The sequence below is a fragment of the Cytobacillus sp. FSL R7-0680 genome (assembly GCF_038009245.1).
In the GTDB taxonomy this organism is placed as follows: Bacteria; Bacillota; Bacilli; order Bacillales; family Cytobacillaceae; genus Cytobacillus; species Cytobacillus kochii.
Genome location: NZ_JBBPAO010000001.1, coordinates 2,701,884 through 2,723,492, shown reverse-complemented (window position 1 = coordinate 2,723,492; position 21,609 = coordinate 2,701,884). Strand labels below are relative to the sequence as shown.

Genomic DNA, 21,609 nt, shown 5'->3' with positions numbered 1-21,609 from the left:
TATAGCAGGTCTATTTTAAACTATTAGTTAAATAGGTACCTCTAGAAGGGAGTGTAAGATGTGAGTGAACTGTCGAATCAGAAGAAGTCGATTTCTCCACCATTTTGGCGAAATAAAAAGATTATCCCAATTATCTTACAAGTAGTATTTGCTATTATCGTTTTAGCATTCGGATATCTTTTAATTAACAATGCGTTAAGTGGACTAAGACAAATAGGTTTACAGTTAGGGTTCGATTTCCTTGCCAATACAGCGGGGTTTTCTATTTCGGAGGCGATGATTGATTATCAACCGACTGATACATATGGAAAAGCTTTACTCATAGGCATGCTTAATACATTGAGGGTTGCATTCTTTGGTATCATTTTGACGACTATTCTTGGATTGATTGTAGGGTTGTCGAGAATGTCGAATAACTGGTTATTAAGTAAACTTGCCGGAGCGTACATCGAGATTTTTCGAAATACACCATTGCTTGTACAAATTTTTATTTGGTTTTATGCCGTGTTTTTACCAATGCCAAAAATTCAAGAAGCCCTTCAGATTGGACCAATGCTTTTCTCAAATCGCGGTACAGCTATTCCTTGGTACGAAGAAAATCAAGGGATTTTACTCTGGGGCATTTTATTCTTTGTGTCACTGGTAATTGCTTTTTTTGTATATCGTTTGATGTTAAAGAAACAAATCGAGTCTGGGAAAAAGATTTTTCCATCATTGTGGGCGTTGGGCGTTATCGTGGTGGTTGCTATTATATCTTACGTAGTCACTGGAAATACACCAGTAACCTTCCATGCTCCGTCTGTTGCAGGAAATGGGTTTGATGGTGGTTTTGTCCTATCACCTGGATTTTCCGCTATATTACTCGGGTTGGTCATTTATACATCTACATTTATTGCAGAGATCATACGAGCTGGGGTCAATGGAGTCAATAAGGGGCAGTCTGAAGCTGCGAAAGCATTAGGGTTAAAAAATTCAACAGCTCTAAGATTGGTGATTTTCCCACAGGCTATTAGAATTATTATCCCACCTTTAACCAGTCAGTATTTGAACTTAACTAAGAATTCAAGTTTGGCTGTTGCAGTTGGTTATCAAGAGATTGTAAGTATCGGAAACACAGTAATGAATCAAGCGGGGCGCCCAATAGAGGCCATTGCGATAATGATTGCTGTTTATTTAACGTTTAGTTTAATTACTTCTTTATTTATGAACTACTTTAATAAGAAAGCACAACTCGTTGAAAGGTAGGTGTAAGCATGAACAATGAACCTCAAATAAACGTTACTACTGATACTTCGGTTGTGGGACCGCCTAAAAAAACAGTCGGTGTAGGTGGTTGGTTAAAGACAAACTTATTCGGTACTTGGCCAAATATTATATTAACTATCGTGTCAGTTGCCATTATTTCATATGTTGTCTTCCATACAGGGGAATTTATTTTCACAGCTGATTGGACTGTTATCGAAACGAACTTTCGTTTACTCATGGTTGGGCAATTTCCATTAGAGGAGACTTGGAGAGTTTGGGTAGCTATTTTTCTCATTTCTGCTCTTTTAGGAAGCTCATGGGGGCTATGGCGAGGAGTGATGAGGCATGTGGCATTGGTTATTGCTGGGCTAATGCTCGTTTCGCTTGTCCTGCCATTTATCCAAACAAATACGAGGCTTATTCTTGTAGGGAATATTATTTTTATTTTCCTCTTTTATATAATAGGAAGAAAAGTGAAGAAGCTAAAAATCCCAGTTTTATTATTATGGATATTGTTCATTCCGCTTGTTATTTCTCTATTCAATGGTTTCGGTATTTTACCAAAAGTGAATTCTAATATTTGGGGAGGTTTCTTGTTAACGCTACTTATTGCAAGTGTGGCAATTGTTTGTTCTTTTCCTTTGGGAGTTTTATTAGCTCTAGGAAGACGAAGTAAACTCCCTGTAGTGAAATGGTTTTGTATCATTTATATTGAACTGATAAGAGGGATCCCTCTAATTACAATACTATTTGTATTTCAGTTGATGTTGCCGCTTTTTTTAGGTAATAGTATTGACGTGAGTAATGTCCTCAGGGCAATGGTTGGTTTCACATTATTTAGTGCGGCGTATTTAGCTGAAAATATAAGAGGTGGATTGCAATCGATCCCGAGGGGACAATTCGAGGCAGCGCAAGCTTTAGGTTTAAATTCCACATATACCATGGGTTTTGTTGTTCTTCCTCAAGCTATCAAAGCTGTAATTCCAGCTTGTGTTGGTCAATTTATCTCAATTTTCAAAGATACTTCTCTTGTAGCGATTGTAGGATTAACTGAATTATTAGGGATGGGGCAAAAGGTGATTGCAAATCCTGCCTTTTTAGGTAAGAACATGGAAGTATTTCTGTTTATCGCGTTTATTTACTTTATATTCTGTTCGCTTATGTCGTATGTAAGTAGAAGATTAGAAAATACTTTAGGTGCTGGAGAGCGTTAGGGGGATATATATAGATGGAAAGTATATTTGGAGTTGAGAAAATAGATATACCTATTGAAAAAAGAGAAAATATAATAGAAGTGAAGGGATTAAATAAATGGTTTGGACAACTGCATGTTTTAAAAGATGTAAATATTAGTGTGAAACAAGGTGAGGTTGTTGTTGTTCTGGGGCCATCTGGTTCAGGGAAATCTACTTTTATTCGCACCCTTAATGCTTTAGAAGAGTTCCAACAAGGACAAATAAAGATAGATGGTATTGAGTTGACTGATGATTTAAAGAATATAGAAGAAATAAGAAAAGAAACAGGGATGGTTTTTCAATCTTTTAATCTCTTTCCGCATATGACGATTCTAAAAAACATCTCTTTAGCACCGATATGGGTGAGGCGGTGGAAGAAGCAAAAAGCTGAACAAATCGCGAAAGAGTTGCTTGAAAGGGTGGGTATCCCTGAACAAGCTGATAAATATCCAGGTCAACTTTCAGGTGGACAACAACAAAGGGTGGCTATTGCAAGAGCGCTGGCGATGCAACCGAAAATCATGTTATTTGATGAACCGACTTCAGCGTTAGATCCTGAGATGGTAAAAGAGGTATTGGATGTAATGAAGACGTTGGCTGAATCAGGAATGACAATGGTAGTAGTTACACATGAAATGGGATTCGCTCGCCAAGTAGCTGACCGTATTGTTCTATTTGATTACGGTGAAATTGTGGAAGAGGGAACACCAGTAGAATTATTTGATAACCCACAACATGAAAGGACGAAAGCGTTCTTATCGCAAATACTATAATAAAAAGGAGTCAGCATAACATGAAAGTGCTGACTCCTTTTTATTTATGTAATAGATTAATTTTTTTAAAAAAGTTATTGACGAATAATAATAACAGGTGATATTATATTAAAGCAGTCGTTACTGACGCAGTAACTTACATAAGATTTTATAAAAAAGTTATTGACATCAAACACACTGGGTGATATATTAAGAAGGTCGCTTCTGAAGCGAACGAGATTGTTCTTTGAAAACTGAACGAACATAAAACGTCAAGCGTAATTTTAAAAAGCTGATTTATCAGCAACAAAGCACCATAGGTGCAAATGAGCTAATCAAACACTTTATTGGAGAGTTTGATCCTGGCTCAGGACGAACGCTGGCGGCGTGCCTAATACATGCAAGTCGAGCGAATCTGAGGGAGCTTGCTCCCAAAGATTAGCGGCGGACGGGTGAGTAACACGTGGGCAACCTGCCTGTAAGACTGGGATAACTCCGGGAAACCGGGGCTAATACCGGATAATATCTATTTATACATATAATTAGATTGAAAGATGGTTCTGCTATCACTTACAGATGGGCCCGCGGCGCATTAGCTAGTTGGTGAGGTAACGGCTCACCAAGGCGACGATGCGTAGCCGACCTGAGAGGGTGATCGGCCACACTGGGACTGAGACACGGCCCAGACTCCTACGGGAGGCAGCAGTAGGGAATCTTCCGCAATGGACGAAAGTCTGACGGAGCAACGCCGCGTGAGTGATGAAGGTTTTCGGATCGTAAAACTCTGTTGTTAGGGAAGAACAAGTATCGGAGTAACTGCCGGTACCTTGACGGTACCTAACCAGAAAGCCACGGCTAACTACGTGCCAGCAGCCGCGGTAATACGTAGGTGGCAAGCGTTGTCCGGAATTATTGGGCGTAAAGCGCGCGCAGGCGGTTCCTTAAGTCTGATGTGAAAGCCCACGGCTCAACCGTGGAGGGTCATTGGAAACTGGGGAACTTGAGTGCAGAAGAGGAAAGTGGAATTCCAAGTGTAGCGGTGAAATGCGTAGAGATTTGGAGGAACACCAGTGGCGAAGGCGACTTTCTGGTCTGTAACTGACGCTGAGGCGCGAAAGCGTGGGGAGCAAACAGGATTAGATACCCTGGTAGTCCACGCCGTAAACGATGAGTGCTAAGTGTTAGAGGGTTTCCGCCCTTTAGTGCTGCAGCAAACGCATTAAGCACTCCGCCTGGGGAGTACGACCGCAAGGTTGAAACTCAAAGGAATTGACGGGGGCCCGCACAAGCGGTGGAGCATGTGGTTTAATTCGAAGCAACGCGAAGAACCTTACCAGGTCTTGACATCCTCTGACAATCCTAGAGATAGGACTTTCCCCTTCGGGGGACAGAGTGACAGGTGGTGCATGGTTGTCGTCAGCTCGTGTCGTGAGATGTTGGGTTAAGTCCCGCAACGAGCGCAACCCTTGATCTTAGTTGCCAGCATTTAGTTGGGCACTCTAAGGTGACTGCCGGTGACAAACCGGAGGAAGGTGGGGATGACGTCAAATCATCATGCCCCTTATGACCTGGGCTACACACGTGCTACAATGGATGGTACAAAGGGCTGCAAGACCGCGAGGTTTAGCCAATCCCATAAAACCATTCTCAGTTCGGATTGTAGGCTGCAACTCGCCTACATGAAGCCGGAATCGCTAGTAATCGCGGATCAGCATGCCGCGGTGAATACGTTCCCGGGCCTTGTACACACCGCCCGTCACACCACGAGAGTTTGTAACACCCGAAGTCGGTGGGGTAACCTTTTGGAGCCAGCCGCCTAAGGTGGGACAGATGATTGGGGTGAAGTCGTAACAAGGTAGCCGTATCGGAAGGTGCGGCTGGATCACCTCCTTTCTAAGGAATATACGGAATTAACTTGATGTTAGACTGTTCGTTCAGTTTTGAGAGTATAATCTCTCAATTCAATCGTTCTTTGAAAACTAGATAATGTAATGAAGAAGATTACCGAGTAATCGCCACCTTAGTTATTTTCTCTCTATATAATAGTAATAGAGTAGAGATACTAAACTTTTTTTAAAAACATACAACCGTGAGGGTTGTGAGAAGCAAGCAGTTCAAGGAAGCGAGCGAGGAAACACCGGAGTGTGCGTCTTGTGCACATGAGGATGTTGACGAGTGAGCTGACGCCGAAATGCGTAGCTTATCGCAAGCCGAACAATGGTTAAGTTAATAAGGGCGCACGGTGAATGCCTTGGCACTAGGAGCCGATGAAGGACGGGACTAACACCGATATGCTTCGGGGAGCTGTAAGTAAGCTTTGATCCGGAGATTTCCGAATGGGGAAACCCCCTATCCGTTATGGGATAGGATCCATACCTGAATACATAGGGTATGGAAGGCAGACCCGGGGAACTGAAACATCTAAGTACCCGGAGGAAGAGAAAGCAAACGCGATTCCCTGAGTAGCGGCGAGCGAAACGGGATTAGCCCAAACCAAGAGGCTTGCCTCTTGGGGTTGTAGGACATTCTATACGGAGTTACAAAGGAACGAGATAGACGAAGAGGTCTGGAAAGGCCCGCCATAGGAGGTAAAAGCCCTGTAGTTGAAACTTCGTTCCCTCCAGAGTGGATCCTGAGTACGGCGGGACACGAGAAATCCCGTCGGAAGCAGGGAGGACCATCTCCCAAGGCTAAATACTCCCTAGTGACCGATAGTGAACCAGTACCGTGAGGGAAAGGTGAAAAGCACCCCGGAAGGGGAGTGAAAGAGATCCTGAAACCGTGTGCCTACAAGTAGTTAGAGCCCGTTAATGGGTGATAGCGTGCCTTTTGTAGAATGAACCGGCGAGTTACGATTACATGCGAGGTTAAGTTGGACAGACGGAGCCGTAGCGAAAGCGAGTCTGAATAGGGCGAATTTAGTATGTGGTCGTAGACCCGAAACCAGGTGATCTACCCATGTCCAGGGTGAAGTCCAGGTAACACTGGATGGAGGCCCGAACCCACGTACGTTGAAAAGTGCGGGGATGAGGTGTGGGTAGCGGAGAAATTCCAATCGAACTTGGAGATAGCTGGTTCTCTCCGAAATAGCTTTAGGGCTAGCCTCATGCGTAAGAATCTTGGAGGTAGAGCACTGTTTGGACTAGGGGCCCTCATCGGGTTACCGAATTCAGACAAACTCCGAATGCCAAAGATTTATCCATGGGAGTCAGACTGCGAGTGATAAGATCCGTAGTCAAGAGGGAAACAGCCCAGACCACCAGCTAAGGTCCCAAAGTATACGTTAAGTGGAAAAGGATGTGGAGTTGCTTAGACAACCAGGATGTTGGCTTAGAAGCAGCCACCATTTAAAGAGTGCGTAATAGCTCACTGGTCGAGTGACTCCGCGCCGAAAATGTACCGGGGCTAAACGTATCACCGAAGCTGTGGATTGAACATCGTTGATGTTCAGTGGTAGGAGAGCGTTCTAAGGGCGTTGAAGCTAGACCGTAAGGACTGGTGGAGCGCTTAGAAGTGAGAATGCCGGTATGAGTAGCGAAAGATGGGTGAGAATCCCATCCACCGAATGCCTAAGGTTTCCTGAGGAAGGCTCGTCCGCTCAGGGTTAGTCGGGACCTAAGCCGAGGCTGAAAAGCGTAGGCGATGGACAACAGGTTGATATTCCTGTACCACCGTATTCTGTTTGAGTGATGGGGGGACGCAGGAGGATAGGGTAAGCGCACTATTGGATGTGCGTCTAAGCAGTTAGAGGGACCATGAGGCAAATCCCATGGTCACATACCTTGAGCTGTGATAGCGAGGGAAATTTAGTACCGAAGTTCTTGATTCCACACTGCCAAGAAAAGCCTCTAGCGAGGAATAAGGTGCCCGTACCGCAAACCGACACAGGTAGGCGAGGAGAGAATCCTAAGGTGAGCGAGAGAACTCTCGTTAAGGAACTCGGCAAAATGACCCCGTAACTTCGGGAGAAGGGGTGCTCATTAGGGTGTTAAAGCCTTGATGAGCCGCAGTGAATAGGCCCAGGCGACTGTTTAGCAAAAACACAGGTCTCTGCGAAGCCGCAAGGCGAAGTATAGGGGCTGACGCCTGCCCGGTGCTGGAAGGTTAAGAGGAGAGGTTAGCTCACGCGAAGCTTTGAATCGAAGCCCCAGTAAACGGCGGCCGTAACTATAACGGTCCTAAGGTAGCGAAATTCCTTGTCGGGTAAGTTCCGACCCGCACGAAAGGCGTAACGATCTGGGCACTGTCTCAACGAGAGACTCGGTGAAATTATAGTACCTGTGAAGATGCAGGTTACCCGCGACAGGACGGAAAGACCCCGTGGAGCTTTACTGTAGCCTGATATTGAATTTTGGTACAGCTTGTACAGGATAGGTAGGAGCCTTAGAAGCCGGAGCGCTAGCTTCGGTGGAGGCGTCGGTGGGATACTACCCTGGCTGTATTGAAATTCTAACCCACATCCCTTATCGGGATGGGAGACAGTGTCAGGTGGGCAGTTTGACTGGGGCGGTCGCCTCCTAAAGAGTAACGGAGGCGCCCAAAGGTTCCCTCAGAATGGTTGGAAATCATTCGTAGAGTGTAAAGGCACAAGGGAGCTTGACTGCGAGACCTACAAGTCGAGCAGGGACGAAAGTCGGGCTTAGTGATCCGGTGGTTCCGCATGGAAGGGCCATCGCTCAACGGATAAAAGCTACCCCGGGGATAACAGGCTTATCTCCCCCAAGAGTCCACATCGACGGGGAGGTTTGGCACCTCGATGTCGGCTCATCGCATCCTGGGGCTGTAGTCGGTCCCAAGGGTTGGGCTGTTCGCCCATTAAAGCGGTACGCGAGCTGGGTTCAGAACGTCGTGAGACAGTTCGGTCCCTATCCGTCGTGGGCGCAGGAAATTTGAGAGGAGCTGTCCTTAGTACGAGAGGACCGGGATGGACGCACCGCTGGTGTACCAGTTGTCTTGCCAAAGGCATCGCTGGGTAGCTATGTGCGGAAGGGATAAGTGCTGAAAGCATCTAAGCATGAAGCCCCCCTCGAGATGAGATTTCCCATAGCGCAAGCTAGTAAGATCCCTGAAAGATGATCAGGTTGATAGGTTAGAGGTGGAAGTGTGGCGACACATGTAGCTGACTAATACTAATCGATCGAGGACTTAACCAAAAACGAAAAGCGAAAGCGCCTTGCATAGGTGCGACAAGCATAAGACAGATTTGACAGGAGGTTGTTCTTTAACCTCATGACAAATTTGACTTATGACCTCGAGCACCTAGGCGCTGTAGCTGGACAATACGAAATGCGGGCGGCTCCTAGGCGCCGCAGCTAGACAGCACTACGTAAGTAGTCGCATCAGCAACGCATAGGCGATTACTCATAAATATCTTCTTCAACATTACCTAGTTTTGAGGGAACGATTCCCTTACAATTTCATAGTCCGGTGGCGATAGCGAGAAGGTCACACCCGTTCCCATACCGAACACGGAAGTTAAGCTTCTCAGCGCCGATGGTAGTTAGGGGCTGTCCCCTTGTGAGAGTAGGACGCTGCCGGGCAAACTACCCCAATTTTTGGGGTTATTTTTTGGCCCCTTGGTCAAGCGGTTAAGACACCGCCCTTTCACGGCGGTAACACGGGTTCGAATCCCGTAGGGGTCACCATTTTGGAGGATTAGCTCAGCTGGGAGAGCATCTGCCTTACAAGCAGAGGGTCGGCGGTTCGATCCCGTCATCCTCCACCATTTTTGTGTTTATTTGCCGGCCTAGCTCAATTGGTAGAGCAACTGACTTGTAATCAGTAGGTTGGGGGTTCAAGTCCTCTGGCCGGCACCACTCGTCCTTTGTACGAGCCATTAGCTCAGTTGGTAGAGCATCTGACTTTTAATCAGAGGGTCGAAGGTTCGAGTCCTTCATGGCTCACCATTTATATTTGCGGGTGTGGCGGAATTGGCAGACGCACCAGACTTAGGATCTGGCGCCGCAAGGCGTGGGGGTTCGACTCCCTTCACCCGCATTAGTATTTTATAATGGATATTTGCGGAAGTAGTTCAGTGGTAGAACATCACCTTGCCAAGGTGAGGGTCGCGGGTTCGAATCCCGTCTTCCGCTCCATATGCGCCCGTAGCTCAATTGGATAGAGCGTTTGACTACGGATCAAAAGGTTAGGGGTTCGACTCCTCTCGGGCGCGTTTTATTTCGGGAAGTAGCTCAGCTTGGTAGAGCACTTGGTTTGGGACCAAGGGGTCGCAGGTTCGAATCCTGTCTTCCCGACCACGAATACTTTTTAGGGGCCTTAGCTCAGCTGGGAGAGCGCCTGCTTTGCACGCAGGAGGTCAGCGGTTCGATCCCGCTAGGCTCCACCAATTTAATTTTTAACAATATATTTTATGGCGGTGTAGCTCAGCTGGCTAGAGCGTACGGTTCATACCCGTGAGGTCGGGGGTTCGATCCCCTCCGCCGCTATTGCTTTTTTATTAATGGAGGAATACCCAAGTCTGGCTGAAGGGATCGGTCTTGAAAACCGACAGGGGTGTTAAAGCCCGCGGGGGTTCGAATCCCTCTTCCTCCGCCATTAATATTTATTATCGCGGGGTGGAGCAGTCCGGTAGCTCGTCGGGCTCATAACCCGAAGGTCGCAGGTTCAAATCCTGCCCCCGCAATCTGGTCCGGTAGTTCAGTTGGTTAGAATGCCTGCCTGTCACGCAGGAGGTCGCGGGTTCGAGTCCCGTCCGGACCGCCATTTACATATTTATTATTTTGGCTCAGTAGCTCAGTCGGTAGAGCAAAGGACTGAAAATCCTTGTGTCGGCGGTTCGATTCCGTCCTGAGCCACCATTTAGTCTTTTTTGGAGGGGTAGCGAAGTGGCTAAACGCGGCGGACTGTAAATCCGCTCCTTCGGGTTCGGCAGTTCGAATCTGCCCCCCTCCACCATCTAGGGGTATAGTTTAATGGTAAAACGAAGGTCTCCAAAACCTTTGATGTGGGTTCGATTCCTACTACCCCTGCCAATTATGGCGGTTGTGGCGAAGTGGTTAACGCATCGGATTGTGGTTCCGACATTCGTGGGTTCGATTCCCATCAGCCGCCCCATTTTTAAACATTTTATTGGGCTATAGCCAAGTGGTAAGGCAACGGATTTTGATTCCGTCATTCGTAGGTTCGAACCCTACTAGCCCAGTTATGGCAGCATAGCCAAGTGGTAAGGCAGAGGTCTGCAAAACCTTTATCCCCGGTTCAAATCCGGGTGTTGCCTTTATGCCGGTGTGGCGGAATTGGCAGACGCGCACGACTCAAAATCGTGTTCCTTCGGGAGTGTCGGTTCGACCCCGACCACCGGTATGTTGAAGTTCTTAAATGCGGGTGTAGTTTAGTGGTAAAACCTCAGCCTTCCAAGCTGATGATGAGGGTTCGATTCCCTTCACCCGCTTAAATAGGGGCCTATAGCTCAGCTGGTTAGAGCGCACGCCTGATAAGCGTGAGGTCGATGGTTCGAGTCCATTTAGGCCCACCATTTATATTATTCCGCAGTAGCTCAGTGGTAGAGCATTCGGCTGTTAACCGAACGGTCGTAGGTTCGAATCCTACCTGCGGAGCCATACATATTTTAGTTTGCGCCTTTAGCTCAGCTGGATAGAGCAACAGCCTTCTAAGCTGTGGGTCAGAGGTTCGAATCCTCTAAGGCGCGTCAAAGCTCTTAAATCTTCTATAAGGTTTATGAGCTTTTTTGTATGATTAATTTTAAATTAAGCTTCTAGGCATCTAGTTGAAAGCTTTGTAGATAAGTACAAAAAAAAAGCTTCCATGAATGGAAGCTAAAAAGGGGGATTTACACTTGTAATAGAAGTTTCTCCAAATAAATCTTTTTTTATACCTATATTTTCTTTATTTTACATATTTCTCTCATTAACAAATTATTTCACTTTTCTAACACATATTATTAGTAATATAGATGAGAAAGATTAGATGTTTAAGAAAGAGGGGCTTTTTATGAAGAAGTGGATATCAACCTTTTCTGTAATTATGATTATTTTTCTTGCTGCTTGTGGAAATGCAGAGAATGATGCAAACTCTAGTGGTGGGGAAGGATCAGTTCCTGCTGCAATCGATGCCAGTATCTCGATACCAAGTCAGATTAAAAGGAACGAAGAAGTACGCTTGGAAGTTACTGTTACTCAGGGAGACGAGTCTGTGGAAGATGCAGATGAAGTAAAATTTGAATTGTGGGAAGATGGGAAAAAGGATAATGGTGAATTAATAGAAGCAGAACACGAGAATGATGGCAAGTACGTTGCATCCTATACATTTGAAAAAGATGCTATCTATCATATTCAGTCACATGTCACCGCAAGAAGTATGCACACTATGCCTAAAGTTAAAGTGGCGGTAGGCAGTGCTGAAATAGATAACGAAGAAGAAAATCAAGGCCACAGCGCACATGAGCATGATGGAAATGTAGCGATACATATAAGTCCTACTGCTGATATTAAGACGAATGAGGAAACTCCATTTGATATTCATATTACTAAAGAAGAACAAGGACTTGAAGAGGCAAATGTGAGGTTAGAAATCGTTCAGTCAATTGATGATCATCAGGTGGCATGGGTAGATGCAGTAGAGGAAACTAGTGGGATGTATACAGCAACACATGCATTTACTGATAATGGAACATACAAGATTGTCGTTCATGTAGAAAATGATGAAGGATTACATGAACATAGTGAATTTGAGGTCATAGTAAATTAACAGTAGAAAAAAGATATTTGCATATGCAAATATCTTTTTTATCTTATTTAATAATGTACTTTTGTTTTCATGTTACGCAAGTGAAGTTGCCTTTAATATTGATGAATTTTATACTAATCATAATCAAACTTTCACACTATAAAGAAGAAGCCCTTTATAATAGAAGTAAGTAATTGAAATCAGGAGAGAATAACAAATGACAAATACTCATTTATTTTTTAATACAAGCATTGGTAAACAGAAACCTAATAGTATAAGGAATAAAGAACAAGTGTGTCCGTTCTGTCAGAGAGAACAATTGACGAAGATTATTGCGGAGGATGGTCCAATCATTTGGTTGGAGAATAAATATCCCGTATTAGAAAATGCTCATCAAACGGTCTTAATCGAGACAGATCAGTGTGACACGGAACTTTCACAGTATGATGACAACCATTTAGTCAGATTGATTACATTTGGTTTAGACAATTGGTTAAGTATGGAGAAAAGTGATAAATATAAATCTGTGATTTTTTTCAAGAATCATGGTCCTCATTCAGGTGGAAGCATTGCTCATCCTCATATGCAAATTGTAGGTTTATATGATGTCGTATATCAAAATAAGGTGCAGGCTGACGATTTTGTAGGAGAGTTAATTGATCAACATGGTGATACTGAATTTTCTTTATCTAATAAACCACGTATTGGTTTTTATGAATTTAATGTTAAATTAGGACAGAAAAAGGATATCGCAGCGTTTGCTAAATATATTCAAATGGCAACCAAATATATTTTGAGGGATTTTCCTTTTACATGTAACAGCTATAATCTATTCTTTTACCATTTCGAGAATGAAATATTTGCAAAAATTGTCCCTCGATATGTAACAAGCCCTCTTTTTATCGGATATTTCTTGCCACAAGTACCTAATAACATCATGTGGATGGTGAAGGATATTCAAAGTAAATATGTACAATTATAATATGCATTTTTTCTTTGTTACAAAAAAGAAATATACGTAGCTGTTGTGATTTTCATCTAAAAAAAATATAATGAAGTATTGTACACAGATTATTTTTAATGAAGAGCCTTTGTTTCATAAGGAGATTGATTAATGACTTCTAAACGAACGACAACATCGAGAATTGATTATACTTTAGTTCTTATTTTATTTTTATTGTTTTTAGTGAGCTGTATTTCTATATATAGTGCACAAACGACTGAACAATACGGTGAGAATTTTTTACTAAAACAAATTGTATGGTATGTAGTGGGAATAGGGATTATATTAGCAGTCATTACATTAGATGCTGAACAATTAAAGAAAATTTCTTGGTATGCTTACGGTTTTGGACTATTGCTACTTGGGTTTCTTGTTGTCGCACCTGAAAGTATTGCTCCTGTAATTAATGGAGCGAAATCATGGATACGGCTGCCTGGTCTTGGACAAATACAGCCTGCTGAGTTAGTAAAGGTTTTTCTCATATTAGCTTTAGCCAGGGTCATCGATGACCATCATCAAAAGACACAATTAAAAACTGTGAAAACAGATTTTTTCCTATTATTTAAAATGCTAATTGTTACTGGGTTCCCTTTGTTACTCATCATGCAACAACCAGATTTGGGGACTTCCTTGGTAATTTTAGCGATTTTGCTCGGAATGGTTTTTATCTCAGGTATCACTTGGAAAATACTTGCGCCTATTGTAAGTGTAGGTGTAACTTTAGTTGTTGGTATTTTTTATTTTGTATTGTGGCATCCAGAGTTGTTGGAGAAATATTTGGGAGTAAAGGAATACCAATTGGGGCGAATTTATTCTTGGATCGATCCTTATAATTATCAAAGTTCTACAGGTTTTCAACTAACGCGCTCCTTACTTGCAATCGGTTCTGGTGAGACAACAGGAAAGGGCTACGGCACAAGAGAAGTTTACTTACCAGAAAGTCACACAGATTTTATTTTTAGTATCATAGGAGAAGAGTTCGGTTTTATTGGGGCAAGTGTGGTTGTTAGTTTATTTTTCTTATTGATTTATCATTTGACTAAAATAGGTATTAGTACGAGAACGCCATTCTATACATATGTTTGTGTAGGGGTAATTAGTTTAATAACTTTCCATGTCTTTCAAAATATCGGAATGACAATTGGTGTTTTACCGATTACAGGAATCCCACTACCGTTCATTAGTTATGGAGGAAGCTCACTAATGGGCAATATGCTCGCTATGGGGCTAATTTTTTCAATTGGATTTCATAGTAAACGGTACATGTTTTCCAGATCTTCGTAGGAAAAAGAAACCCGAGAATTTTAAATTCTCGGGTTAATGCTGTTAGATAGATGCACCAGTATCCAGTATAATTACCTTCGCATCAACTTTAATGTTTAAGTCAGGATATCCCTTTTTCCATTCTTTATAATCAAAATTGCGTATTTTTGTGCTATAAACCTTACCTATTCCGATTGGATCGGCATTATCTTCTTGAAATGACTGAATAAGCGCTGAACATTCATTTTTTATTTTCTTATTGATAAAATTCGTTATCTCTTTTATTTTTTTATCATCCAAATTATTTCCTGAATATTCTTTTATATTACCTTGGACCTTAATTTTAATGGTGATGTTTGTTGGATCCTTTTTATCTAATTTATATTTATGGTTGGAATGTATACTTTTAATAGCCACTTTTTGACCATCCGGCAAGTCGATAGAGAAATCACCTCTACTATAACGATCAACGAGTAATTTAAAATAAAATAATTTATCACTAGGAAGAATTTTATATGCAGCATGATCTTTGAATAATGATATGCCGGCTAGTTCTATTTCTTGCTCATTGATTTTTTTGATATGTGGTAAGAAGATATCCTTCCCTTCTTGATAAAAATCTCTCATAAATAAGGTTAAGTTCGTTTTAGGTAAATCTCCATAGTCAATATTGTGTTCAATTAAGTCAGAAATAAAAGTTCCATTCCCTTGAGGGCCATATTCACCTGTTAAAATTTCCTCCGTACTACTATCAGTGGTTGCAAAGTAGATTCGTTTTCCAATTGAAGCATCTCGTTGATAGGCGTCCACATAAACAGTTAATCCACGTTCGGCAATGGCAATATTATATAATGTAAGCCTTAAACCACCGACTACAATTGGATTGGGTGATTGCCGGTTTGCTTTATACAGTGTCTCTCTCCTGAGATCACCGGTTGTTGTAACAGTTTTGTTCTCTACACTCATTTCTTTGTTGAATACTTCCATAAGAAAGGTTGTCTTTAACAAATGCTCATCACTCGTATCAGGGTCAAAGCCAGTTGCGACTGCGATATTGAGTTCATCTATTATTCTTTTTTGTACACATCCAGTAAGTATAAACAGGCAGCAAATGATACATATCCATTTTTTCATGTTTTCTTCACCTTCTTTATAATGAGGGATAAACAGTACAAAAAGGGAATATAAACAAATACAAAAGCAACAGACACCAGTTCAACCACTTGATTAAACCTTTCAATATCTAAGCCCTTCTCAAAAAAAGTAACGATAATAACAGAGATGACTGAAATCAGTATGGAACCTTTTCTTTGCTTTAATTTAGTGGCTCTTTTAAGTAACCTTGAAGCAATCCAAAGGGAGAGACATATATTCGGTAGTAGTATTAAACACCAATTGGCAACCCCAATATACTCAAAGCGTTCAACAAATGGAAATTGCACCATTTGCCACATAGAAAGTGTAGCCCAAATCGTATTTTCTAATTGCTTTTTTGAGAAATAAGCAAAAGCAATTATCGCTAATATCGTATAAAAAATTGTCGTGGTGGCTACTCCGATATGTGCCCATTTTTTCGATTTCTGCGGTTGGTTAATAAAAGGATAGATAAATAAAATTGCTTCAAATCCAACAGAAGTTAGTGACATATGATAGGAAGCTTGTAATAATTCGGTGATTTTATGTTGCCAAATCGGTAATAAGTGGGTGAAGTCAGCGTACTTTAGCGTAAAGGTGAATGTGAATACTAAATAGGCTGGTAAAATGGTTCCAAAAAAACAAACACCCACAACTGTCCTAAGTCCACCGTATACAATATATATTGATAGAAGTAAGAACAATACCGAAAACGCAAAATTATTTATATCTGGAAACATCCATATTTGAATAACTTCGATAAAATTCAATATAAAGGAAAGAAGGTAAGTGATATAAAATAAAACAAAGGCGAAGCTTGCCACTTTACTAATGAATCGCCCAAAAAGAAATTCATGAACGGTAATAATATCTCCATTAACCATTTCACATAATTTGTACATCATCCATAATACAATATGAATATAAACACCTAAAATGAGAATGGAAATCCATGCATCATATCCAGCATAGTCGGCAATAATTCTTTGATATCCTAGAATGCCAATGCCAATTTGCATAGCGATCATCACATAAAAAACGAGATAGGGAGATATTTTTAAGTTATTGGGAATCGTTTGGCTTTGCATATTCATCACCTCTATTAAGGCTAGGGTTATTCATCAATGTCTTTTGGGTTTTCAGCTTTCTTCTTATTGAATCGTTTTGGTTTTTGCGTTCTTAAAACATGTGGACGCCTGTACATTTTTTGTAATGGTGCGCGAATAAGTGTATCCTTCATATCTGCTAATCTAAGCGGGTATATTGGCGCCAAAAAAGGTCTTCCTAGTGAGGTCAGGCGTAATAAGTGGGCAATGAGAATACAGAAACAAAAAAGAATTCCTAATACACCCCAAAATTGTGCAAACAGAAGAAAGGGAAATCGTAAAACCCTAATGGTATTACCCATTTTATAAACAGGTGTTGTAAAGGAACCTAATGCACCTAATGCGACAAAGATTAACAGTACGTTACTAGTAAGACCGGCTTCAACTGATGCTGTACCAATAACAATACCCCCTACGATACCAATAGTTTGACCGACTTTAGTAGGGAGCCGTGCCCCCGCCTCACGCAATAATTCAATCGTTAGCTCAAGGAATAATGCTTCGAGAATCGGGGGGAGCGGAATGGTTCTTCTTGATGTTACTAATAACCCTAATAAGTCTGGTGGTATGAGCTCGTATTGATATGTCATAGCTGCAACGTAAATCGGTGTAACCAATACTGAAAAGACAACAGCAAAAAATCGCACTAAGCGAAAAAATGTAGCGACAATCCAATTGAGAAAATAGTCTTCGAAAGCGCTAAAAAATTCAATTAACGTCGTGGGCGCTATTAACACATGTGGTGAACCATCAACGATTATGGCGATTTTTCCTTCAGCAAGAATAGCTGCTACTCGATCAGGCCTCTCAGTGTCCAGCAATTGTGGAAATAGGGAATTGGAATTATCACTTAATAATTCAACAATATTTGAACTATCAGAAATCGTGTCAATCTCAATATTTTTTATACGTTGTTTCACAGTATCAACATTGTCTTTATTAGTAATTCCTTCTATATGTAAGACAGCTACTTTTGTTTTCGAAAGTTTTCCAACAGTATATTCTTGTGAAATTAATTCTTTAATAGGTAATCTTTTTCTAATCAAGTTTAAGTTTTGACCAATAGCCTCAACAAACGCTTCCTTAGGTCCAATTACAGAAAACTCAATTTCAGGTTGAGTGAGAGAACGGACAATTTCTTTCTGAGCGGCAATAAATCCAAAACGATTTTTATCAGAATCTAGTGTGACAAGTACATATCCATTTAATAACTTTTGTTCTATATCGCTTGGATTTTTTAAAATATGAATATCTGCTATGGGAACTATTCTATGCAAATCTTCCAGTGATTCAAATTTTTTTGTTAAAAGCGCTGGTAAAGCACTTTCCTGAATAATTTGTTCATCTACTAAAGTCGCATAAAAATGAAAACCAAACCGTTCATTCGTTTTTTCATTAAAATAATAGGTAGACTGAAAATCAGTTGACTGCTTTAATAAAGATTTCCAACCATCATCTTTGATTTTTTTAAACTTATCCCATATGCTCAAAGGTATCACCGTCAATCAGAAGTATTAAATGCATCTAATTAATATTGTTACCAAATTTGGTTGTGTTATGAATGAGGATTAAAAAATGGTAAAGGAGCGATAAAAGTTGGCTCATGATTTGGATCAGAAGATAGAAGCAATGGTAGAAAAATACACGGAATTGTTATTAGGAGAAAGTGACGAAACATTAAAAGGAGAAGTAAAATCATGGATTATCTATTCATTCATTGCTAAACAGATGCCACCTTTAGTAAAACATTGGAATCAATTGTACCCTGAAGGGAAGCAAGAAATGATGGAGCTAATTACAAAGATTAAAGATTTAAATGAAAAACAGCGGCAACAAAAGCCTGATGATAATAAAAAAAAATAAAAAAATAAGAACAGATGATGATTGTTGGTCAACATCTGTTCCTGTTTTATTCCTTTTAACTTAGCTATTGGATGTTACCGTTTGTTCCATAGGGAAATTGTGTAGAGTAACCTTGGAATTGTTGGTAAGATTGTTGCAGATTTTGTTGATCTGCTGCATCAAGACTGTACCAACCTCTTTCAAACATGAGGTTATAAAGATGACGTTGTTCATTCTTTGTTTCAGTAAAAATACGCATAAAATCTTCATAAAGTGTTTGATTACTAACTTCATTTAAATAAATGCTATAAGAATCACTCATGTACTTTTCCATTGCGAGTAGGTCGTTTGTAAAATCACGATCATTCATTTGTGGTGTTTTGGCTATCTGTTTTTCAGGATTTTGTACTTTTTTTGAATTAGTCAACTGAGTTTCCTCCTTATTGCATATTATTAAACGGTTGTGTCGTATTAAGATGTTTCAAAACCTGCTCATAATGGCGTTGATGCATTTGTCCACATTGTTCAAAAACAGTTTTTAAAGCAGGGTCTTGACAATGTTCCGCATAGAAATGAGCTTTTTTCATTGCTAATAAATTCCAAGAAAGAATGTCATTAAAGTAAAGTGCATCTTTTGTTGATACCATAACTGGGGGTTGTTGCATAATTCCTTGTTGATTCGAGAAGTTTGTATTTTGTTGTTGCATCCCAATACCTCCATTTTGATGATTTTCTTCTAAAATAGTTTGTCAATTGCTGAAAAATTTATGCAGAAAGAAAAAAGTGAAAAAGAAATAAAAAATCTATAAGGAAAATGATTGATTAAATTTTGCAAATATTTTATTATTATAAGTATCAAAGGAATTTCCAAAATTTTTTACAGAAAAAATGAATGAGCATTCATTCAAAATCGAAGGAGGAAGAACAGTTGACCAAACAGATTAGAAAGGCTGCTGTTTTAGGCTCAGGTGTTATGGGCTCTGGAATAGCCGCACATTTAGCGAATATTGGTATACCAACACTTTTATTAGATATTGTTCCTCGCGAATTAAGTAAAGAAGAAGAGGTAAAGGGGATTACCCTTAAGGATAAACAGTTCAAAAATAAAATTGCCGAAAGTGGTAAGCAAAAACTATTAAAGCAAAAACCTGCACCGTTAACAGCGAAGAAAAATATTCATCTTATTGAGGCCGGTAACTTCGATGATGATATGGAGCGCTTGAAAGAAGTGGATTGGATTATTGAGGTGGTGGTAGAAAATCTCAGTGTGAAAAAAGACGTGTTTGCCCAAGTAGACAAATATCGTCGTCCTGGAACAATTGTCAGTTCTAATACATCTGGTATTTCCATCGAAGCAATGGCTGAAGGACGTTCTGAAGACTTTAAGAAGCATTTCCTAGGCACTCATTTCTTCAATCCACCACGTTACTTAAAACTATTGGAAGTGATTCCAACTAAGGAAACATCTCCTGAAGTACTTTCTTTTATGCAAACTTTTGGTGAGGATGTTTTAGGAAAAGGTGTTGTTATCGCAAAAGATACGCCGAATTTTATTGCCAATAGAATCGGCACATATGGTCTCCTTGTAACAGTACAAGAAATGTTAAAGGGTGGATTTACTGTTGGTGAAGTAGATTCAATTACGGGACCACTTATTGGTAGACCGAAAAGTGCGACTTTCCGTACATTGGACGTTGTCGGTTTAGATACGTTTGCCCATGTAGCTAAAAATGTTTATGACCAAGTAGAAGGTGAAGAAAAACAAGTATTCGATGTACCAGATTTTATTAATAAGATGTTAGACAAAGGCTGGTTAGGCAGTAAGACAGGACAAGGTTTTTTCTTAAAACAGGGGAAAGAAATTTTAGAGTTAAATCCTAAAACCTTGGAATACGGTCCTCGTAAAAAGTTGAAAACGGCAGCGGTAGAAATAGCTAAACAACAAAAAGGGACAGCAAACAAAATGAAAGCGCTTGTATACGCAGATGATCGCGCTGGAGAATTATTATGGAAGGTGTTATCACCAGCATTAGTTTATTCTGCGCAACTCCTAGGGGAAATTGCCGATGATATTCAATCCATTGATGATGCAATGAAATGGGGATTTGGTTGGAATATGGGCCCATTTGAAACATGGGATGCCATTGGTTTGGAACAATCAGTTAACAAAATGAAAGCGGAAGGATTAGACATTCCAGAATGGGTTGAGAAAATGATCGCTGATGGGCATACACAGTTCTATAAGGAAGAGAACGCGACAACTTATGTGTATGAAAATGGTGAGTATCAGCCGATTAAGTTAAATGCAAAAGTAATAAACTTAAAGCAATTAAAACAAAAACAAGGTGTGATTAAGAAAAATACTGGAGCAAGCTTAATCGACTTAGGCGATGGCGTCGCTATCTTAGAGTTCCATTCAAAGAGTAATGCGATTGGTTTAGACATTATTCAAATGATTAATTTCGCTATTGATGAAGTAGAGAAAAATTATAAAGGTCTTGTTATCTCCAATCAAGGAAAGAACTTCTGTGTCGGTGCAAATATCGGAATGATGTTAATGGAAGCTCAAGATGATAATTACTTCGAATTAGATATGGTTATCAAACAATTCCAAAATGCGATGACGAAAATCAAGTATAGTGCAAAACCAGTCGTAGTGGCCCCATTCGGTATGACACTTGGCGGAGGAGCGGAAGTAGCTTTAAGTGCGGCACATGTTCAAGCATCAAGTGAAACTTATATGGGCTTGGTGGAAGCAGGAGTTGGATTAATTCCAGGTGGTGCAGGGAACAAGTCACTATATTTGAAACATTTAGCAAGCATGCCTAAAGGAGTTCAGTTTGATCTACAGAACGTGGCCAATAAAGTCTTTGAAACAATTGCGATGGCAAAGGTATCTACATCAGGAGAAGAGGCGAGAGAAAATAACTTTTTGAATGCTTCGGATGCAATTAGTGTGAATGGAGATCACCTCATTTATGATGCTAAACAAGCGGTATTAGCATTGGCAAATGCAGGTTACCTTCCACCAGCAAAAGTGAAATTCCCAGTAGTTGGTGAAACAGGGTATGCCGCATTACTTTTAGGTGCTAATTCTATGCATTTATCTGGTTATATTTCAGAACATGATTTGAAAATCGCCAAAGCACTGGCATATGTCATTGCTGGGGGCAAAGTGCCTTTTGGTACAGAAGTGGATGAGCAATATATGTTAGACCTTGAAAGAGAAGCATTTTTAAAACTTATTGCAGAGCCAAAATCTCAACAACGAATGCAACACATGCTCTTAAAGGGTAAACCACTCCGTAACTAATTATAGATTG

The 21,609-nt window shown here is 40.7% G+C and carries 13 protein-coding genes, 24 tRNA genes and 3 rRNA genes; 35 read left to right on the top strand and 5 right to left on the bottom strand.

All coding sequences use genetic code 11. The features are described 5' to 3' along the window. Positions 1-69: 69 nt before the first annotated feature. From MKY26_RS13660 to rodA, 33 genes are all read left to right on the top strand, one after another. A complete protein-coding gene (locus MKY26_RS13660) occupies positions 70-1,245 on the top strand; it encodes an amino acid ABC transporter permease (RefSeq protein WP_411675024.1) in 1,176 nt (391 codons plus the stop codon). 8 nt (positions 1,246-1,253) lie between these two features. Beyond that, on the top strand, positions 1,254-2,459 hold the full coding sequence (locus tag MKY26_RS13655) for an amino acid ABC transporter permease (protein WP_095371973.1): 1,206 nt from the start codon (positions 1,254-1,256) through the stop codon (positions 2,457-2,459). 14 nt (positions 2,460-2,473) lie between these two features. Then, a complete protein-coding gene (locus MKY26_RS13650; protein ID WP_095371974.1) occupies positions 2,474-3,253 on the top strand; it encodes an amino acid ABC transporter ATP-binding protein in 780 nt (259 codons plus the stop codon). A 323-nt stretch (positions 3,254-3,576) separates the two neighbouring features. Further along, positions 3,577-5,125, top strand: a 16S ribosomal RNA gene (locus MKY26_RS13645). Between the two features lie 326 nt (positions 5,126-5,451). Beyond that, positions 5,452-8,385: ribosomal RNA gene (locus MKY26_RS13640) — 23S ribosomal RNA — on the top strand. 270 nt (positions 8,386-8,655) lie between these two features. Then, a 5S ribosomal RNA gene (gene rrf / locus MKY26_RS13635) occupies positions 8,656-8,772 on the top strand. Together the 16S, 23S and 5S rRNA genes with 24 tRNA genes alongside form the textbook arrangement of a ribosomal RNA operon. A 30-nt stretch (positions 8,773-8,802) precedes the next feature. Continuing rightward, positions 8,803-8,877, top strand: a tRNA-Glu gene (locus tag MKY26_RS13630). Positions 8,878-8,881: 4 nt separating this feature from the next. Continuing rightward, a tRNA-Val gene (locus MKY26_RS13625) sits at positions 8,882-8,957 on the top strand. A 15-nt stretch (positions 8,958-8,972) separates the two neighbouring features. Beyond that, positions 8,973-9,048, top strand: a tRNA-Thr gene (locus tag MKY26_RS13620). A 14-nt stretch (positions 9,049-9,062) separates the two neighbouring features. Then, positions 9,063-9,138, top strand: a tRNA-Lys gene (locus MKY26_RS13615). 9 nt (positions 9,139-9,147) lie between these two features. Next, positions 9,148-9,229: transfer RNA gene (locus tag MKY26_RS13610), tRNA-Leu, on the top strand. Between the two features lie 23 nt (positions 9,230-9,252). Next, positions 9,253-9,327, top strand: a tRNA-Gly gene (locus MKY26_RS13605). Between the two features lie 3 nt (positions 9,328-9,330). Beyond that, positions 9,331-9,404, top strand: a tRNA-Arg gene (locus MKY26_RS13600). Between the two features lie 8 nt (positions 9,405-9,412). Further along, a tRNA-Pro gene (locus tag MKY26_RS13595) sits at positions 9,413-9,489 on the top strand. A gap of 13 nt (positions 9,490-9,502) precedes the next feature. Next, positions 9,503-9,578: transfer RNA gene (locus MKY26_RS13590), tRNA-Ala, on the top strand. A gap of 26 nt (positions 9,579-9,604) precedes the next feature. Beyond that, a tRNA-Met gene (locus tag MKY26_RS13585) sits at positions 9,605-9,678 on the top strand. A gap of 16 nt (positions 9,679-9,694) precedes the next feature. Further along, positions 9,695-9,787 (top strand) — tRNA-Ser (locus tag MKY26_RS13580). A gap of 14 nt (positions 9,788-9,801) precedes the next feature. Continuing rightward, positions 9,802-9,875: transfer RNA gene (locus MKY26_RS13575), tRNA-Met, on the top strand. Between the two features lie 3 nt (positions 9,876-9,878). Continuing rightward, positions 9,879-9,955 (top strand) — tRNA-Asp (locus tag MKY26_RS13570). A gap of 19 nt (positions 9,956-9,974) precedes the next feature. Beyond that, positions 9,975-10,050 (top strand) — tRNA-Phe (locus tag MKY26_RS13565). A 13-nt stretch (positions 10,051-10,063) separates the two neighbouring features. Continuing rightward, positions 10,064-10,147, top strand: a tRNA-Tyr gene (locus MKY26_RS13560). A gap of 3 nt (positions 10,148-10,150) precedes the next feature. Further along, positions 10,151-10,224, top strand: a tRNA-Trp gene (locus tag MKY26_RS13555). A 6-nt stretch (positions 10,225-10,230) separates the two neighbouring features. After that, positions 10,231-10,306 (top strand) — tRNA-His (locus tag MKY26_RS13550). Between the two features lie 16 nt (positions 10,307-10,322). Continuing rightward, a tRNA-Gln gene (locus MKY26_RS13545) sits at positions 10,323-10,394 on the top strand. A 4-nt stretch (positions 10,395-10,398) separates the two neighbouring features. Then, a tRNA-Cys gene (locus MKY26_RS13540) sits at positions 10,399-10,469 on the top strand. Between the two features lie 4 nt (positions 10,470-10,473). After that, positions 10,474-10,555 (top strand) — tRNA-Leu (locus tag MKY26_RS13535). 17 nt (positions 10,556-10,572) lie between these two features. Further along, positions 10,573-10,643, top strand: a tRNA-Gly gene (locus MKY26_RS13530). 7 nt (positions 10,644-10,650) lie between these two features. Then, a tRNA-Ile gene (locus MKY26_RS13525) sits at positions 10,651-10,727 on the top strand. A 10-nt stretch (positions 10,728-10,737) separates the two neighbouring features. Continuing rightward, positions 10,738-10,812: transfer RNA gene (locus tag MKY26_RS13520), tRNA-Asn, on the top strand. Between the two features lie 15 nt (positions 10,813-10,827). Next, positions 10,828-10,901: transfer RNA gene (locus MKY26_RS13515), tRNA-Arg, on the top strand. A 302-nt stretch (positions 10,902-11,203) separates the two neighbouring features. Then, on the top strand, positions 11,204-11,959 hold the full coding sequence (locus tag MKY26_RS13510) for a FixH family protein (protein ID WP_322910436.1): 756 nt from the start codon (positions 11,204-11,206) through the stop codon (positions 11,957-11,959). Positions 11,960-12,155: 196 nt separating this feature from the next. Next, positions 12,156-12,920, top strand: coding sequence for a DUF4931 domain-containing protein (locus tag MKY26_RS13505; protein WP_095371976.1), 765 nt, complete (start codon positions 12,156-12,158; stop codon positions 12,918-12,920). A gap of 132 nt (positions 12,921-13,052) precedes the next feature. Next, on the top strand, positions 13,053-14,225 hold the full coding sequence (gene rodA, locus MKY26_RS13500; RefSeq protein ID WP_095371977.1) for a rod shape-determining protein RodA: 1,173 nt from the start codon (positions 13,053-13,055) through the stop codon (positions 14,223-14,225). Between the two features lie 42 nt (positions 14,226-14,267). On the opposite strand, the gene MKY26_RS13495 is transcribed toward rodA, so the two are convergent. Genes MKY26_RS13495 through MKY26_RS13485 form a run of 3 tightly spaced genes read right to left on the bottom strand, consistent with a single transcriptional unit; the run spans position 14,268 to position 17,934 of the window. Continuing rightward, complete coding sequence (locus MKY26_RS13495; RefSeq protein WP_341097879.1) at positions 14,268-15,338, bottom strand: Ger(x)C family spore germination protein; 1,071 nt, start codon at positions 15,336-15,338, stop codon at positions 14,268-14,270. Beyond that, positions 15,335-16,426, bottom strand: a complete 1,092-nt coding sequence (locus tag MKY26_RS13490) for a GerAB/ArcD/ProY family transporter (RefSeq protein WP_322910435.1) — start codon at positions 16,424-16,426, stop codon at positions 15,335-15,337. The genes MKY26_RS13495 and MKY26_RS13490 overlap by 4 nt, the downstream gene beginning before the upstream one ends. 26 nt (positions 16,427-16,452) lie before the next feature. Then, a complete protein-coding gene (locus MKY26_RS13485) occupies positions 16,453-17,934 on the bottom strand; it encodes a spore germination protein (RefSeq protein WP_095371979.1) in 1,482 nt (493 codons plus the stop codon). 106 nt (positions 17,935-18,040) lie between these two features. On the opposite strand from MKY26_RS13485, the gene MKY26_RS13480 reads away from it, so the two are divergent. After that, the gene (locus tag MKY26_RS13480) at positions 18,041-18,307 is read left to right on the top strand and encodes a DUF2573 family protein (protein WP_095371980.1); all 267 of its coding nucleotides are present in this window, start codon (positions 18,041-18,043) and stop codon (positions 18,305-18,307) included. A 64-nt stretch (positions 18,308-18,371) separates the two neighbouring features. Here the strand turns inward: MKY26_RS13480 and MKY26_RS13475 are convergent, their stop codons facing one another. Continuing rightward, a complete protein-coding gene (locus MKY26_RS13475) occupies positions 18,372-18,656 on the bottom strand; it encodes a spore coat protein (RefSeq protein ID WP_095373606.1) in 285 nt (94 codons plus the stop codon). A gap of 70 nt (positions 18,657-18,726) precedes the next feature. After that, positions 18,727-18,993 (bottom strand): hypothetical protein, encoded by a 267-nt coding sequence (locus MKY26_RS13470; RefSeq protein WP_095371981.1) that lies wholly within the window; start codon positions 18,991-18,993, stop codon positions 18,727-18,729. A gap of 221 nt (positions 18,994-19,214) precedes the next feature. On the opposite strand from MKY26_RS13470, the gene MKY26_RS13465 reads away from it, so the two are divergent. Next, complete coding sequence (locus tag MKY26_RS13465) at positions 19,215-21,599, top strand: 3-hydroxyacyl-CoA dehydrogenase/enoyl-CoA hydratase family protein (RefSeq protein ID WP_341052084.1); 2,385 nt, start codon at positions 19,215-19,217, stop codon at positions 21,597-21,599. Positions 21,600-21,609: the final 10 nt, after the last annotated feature.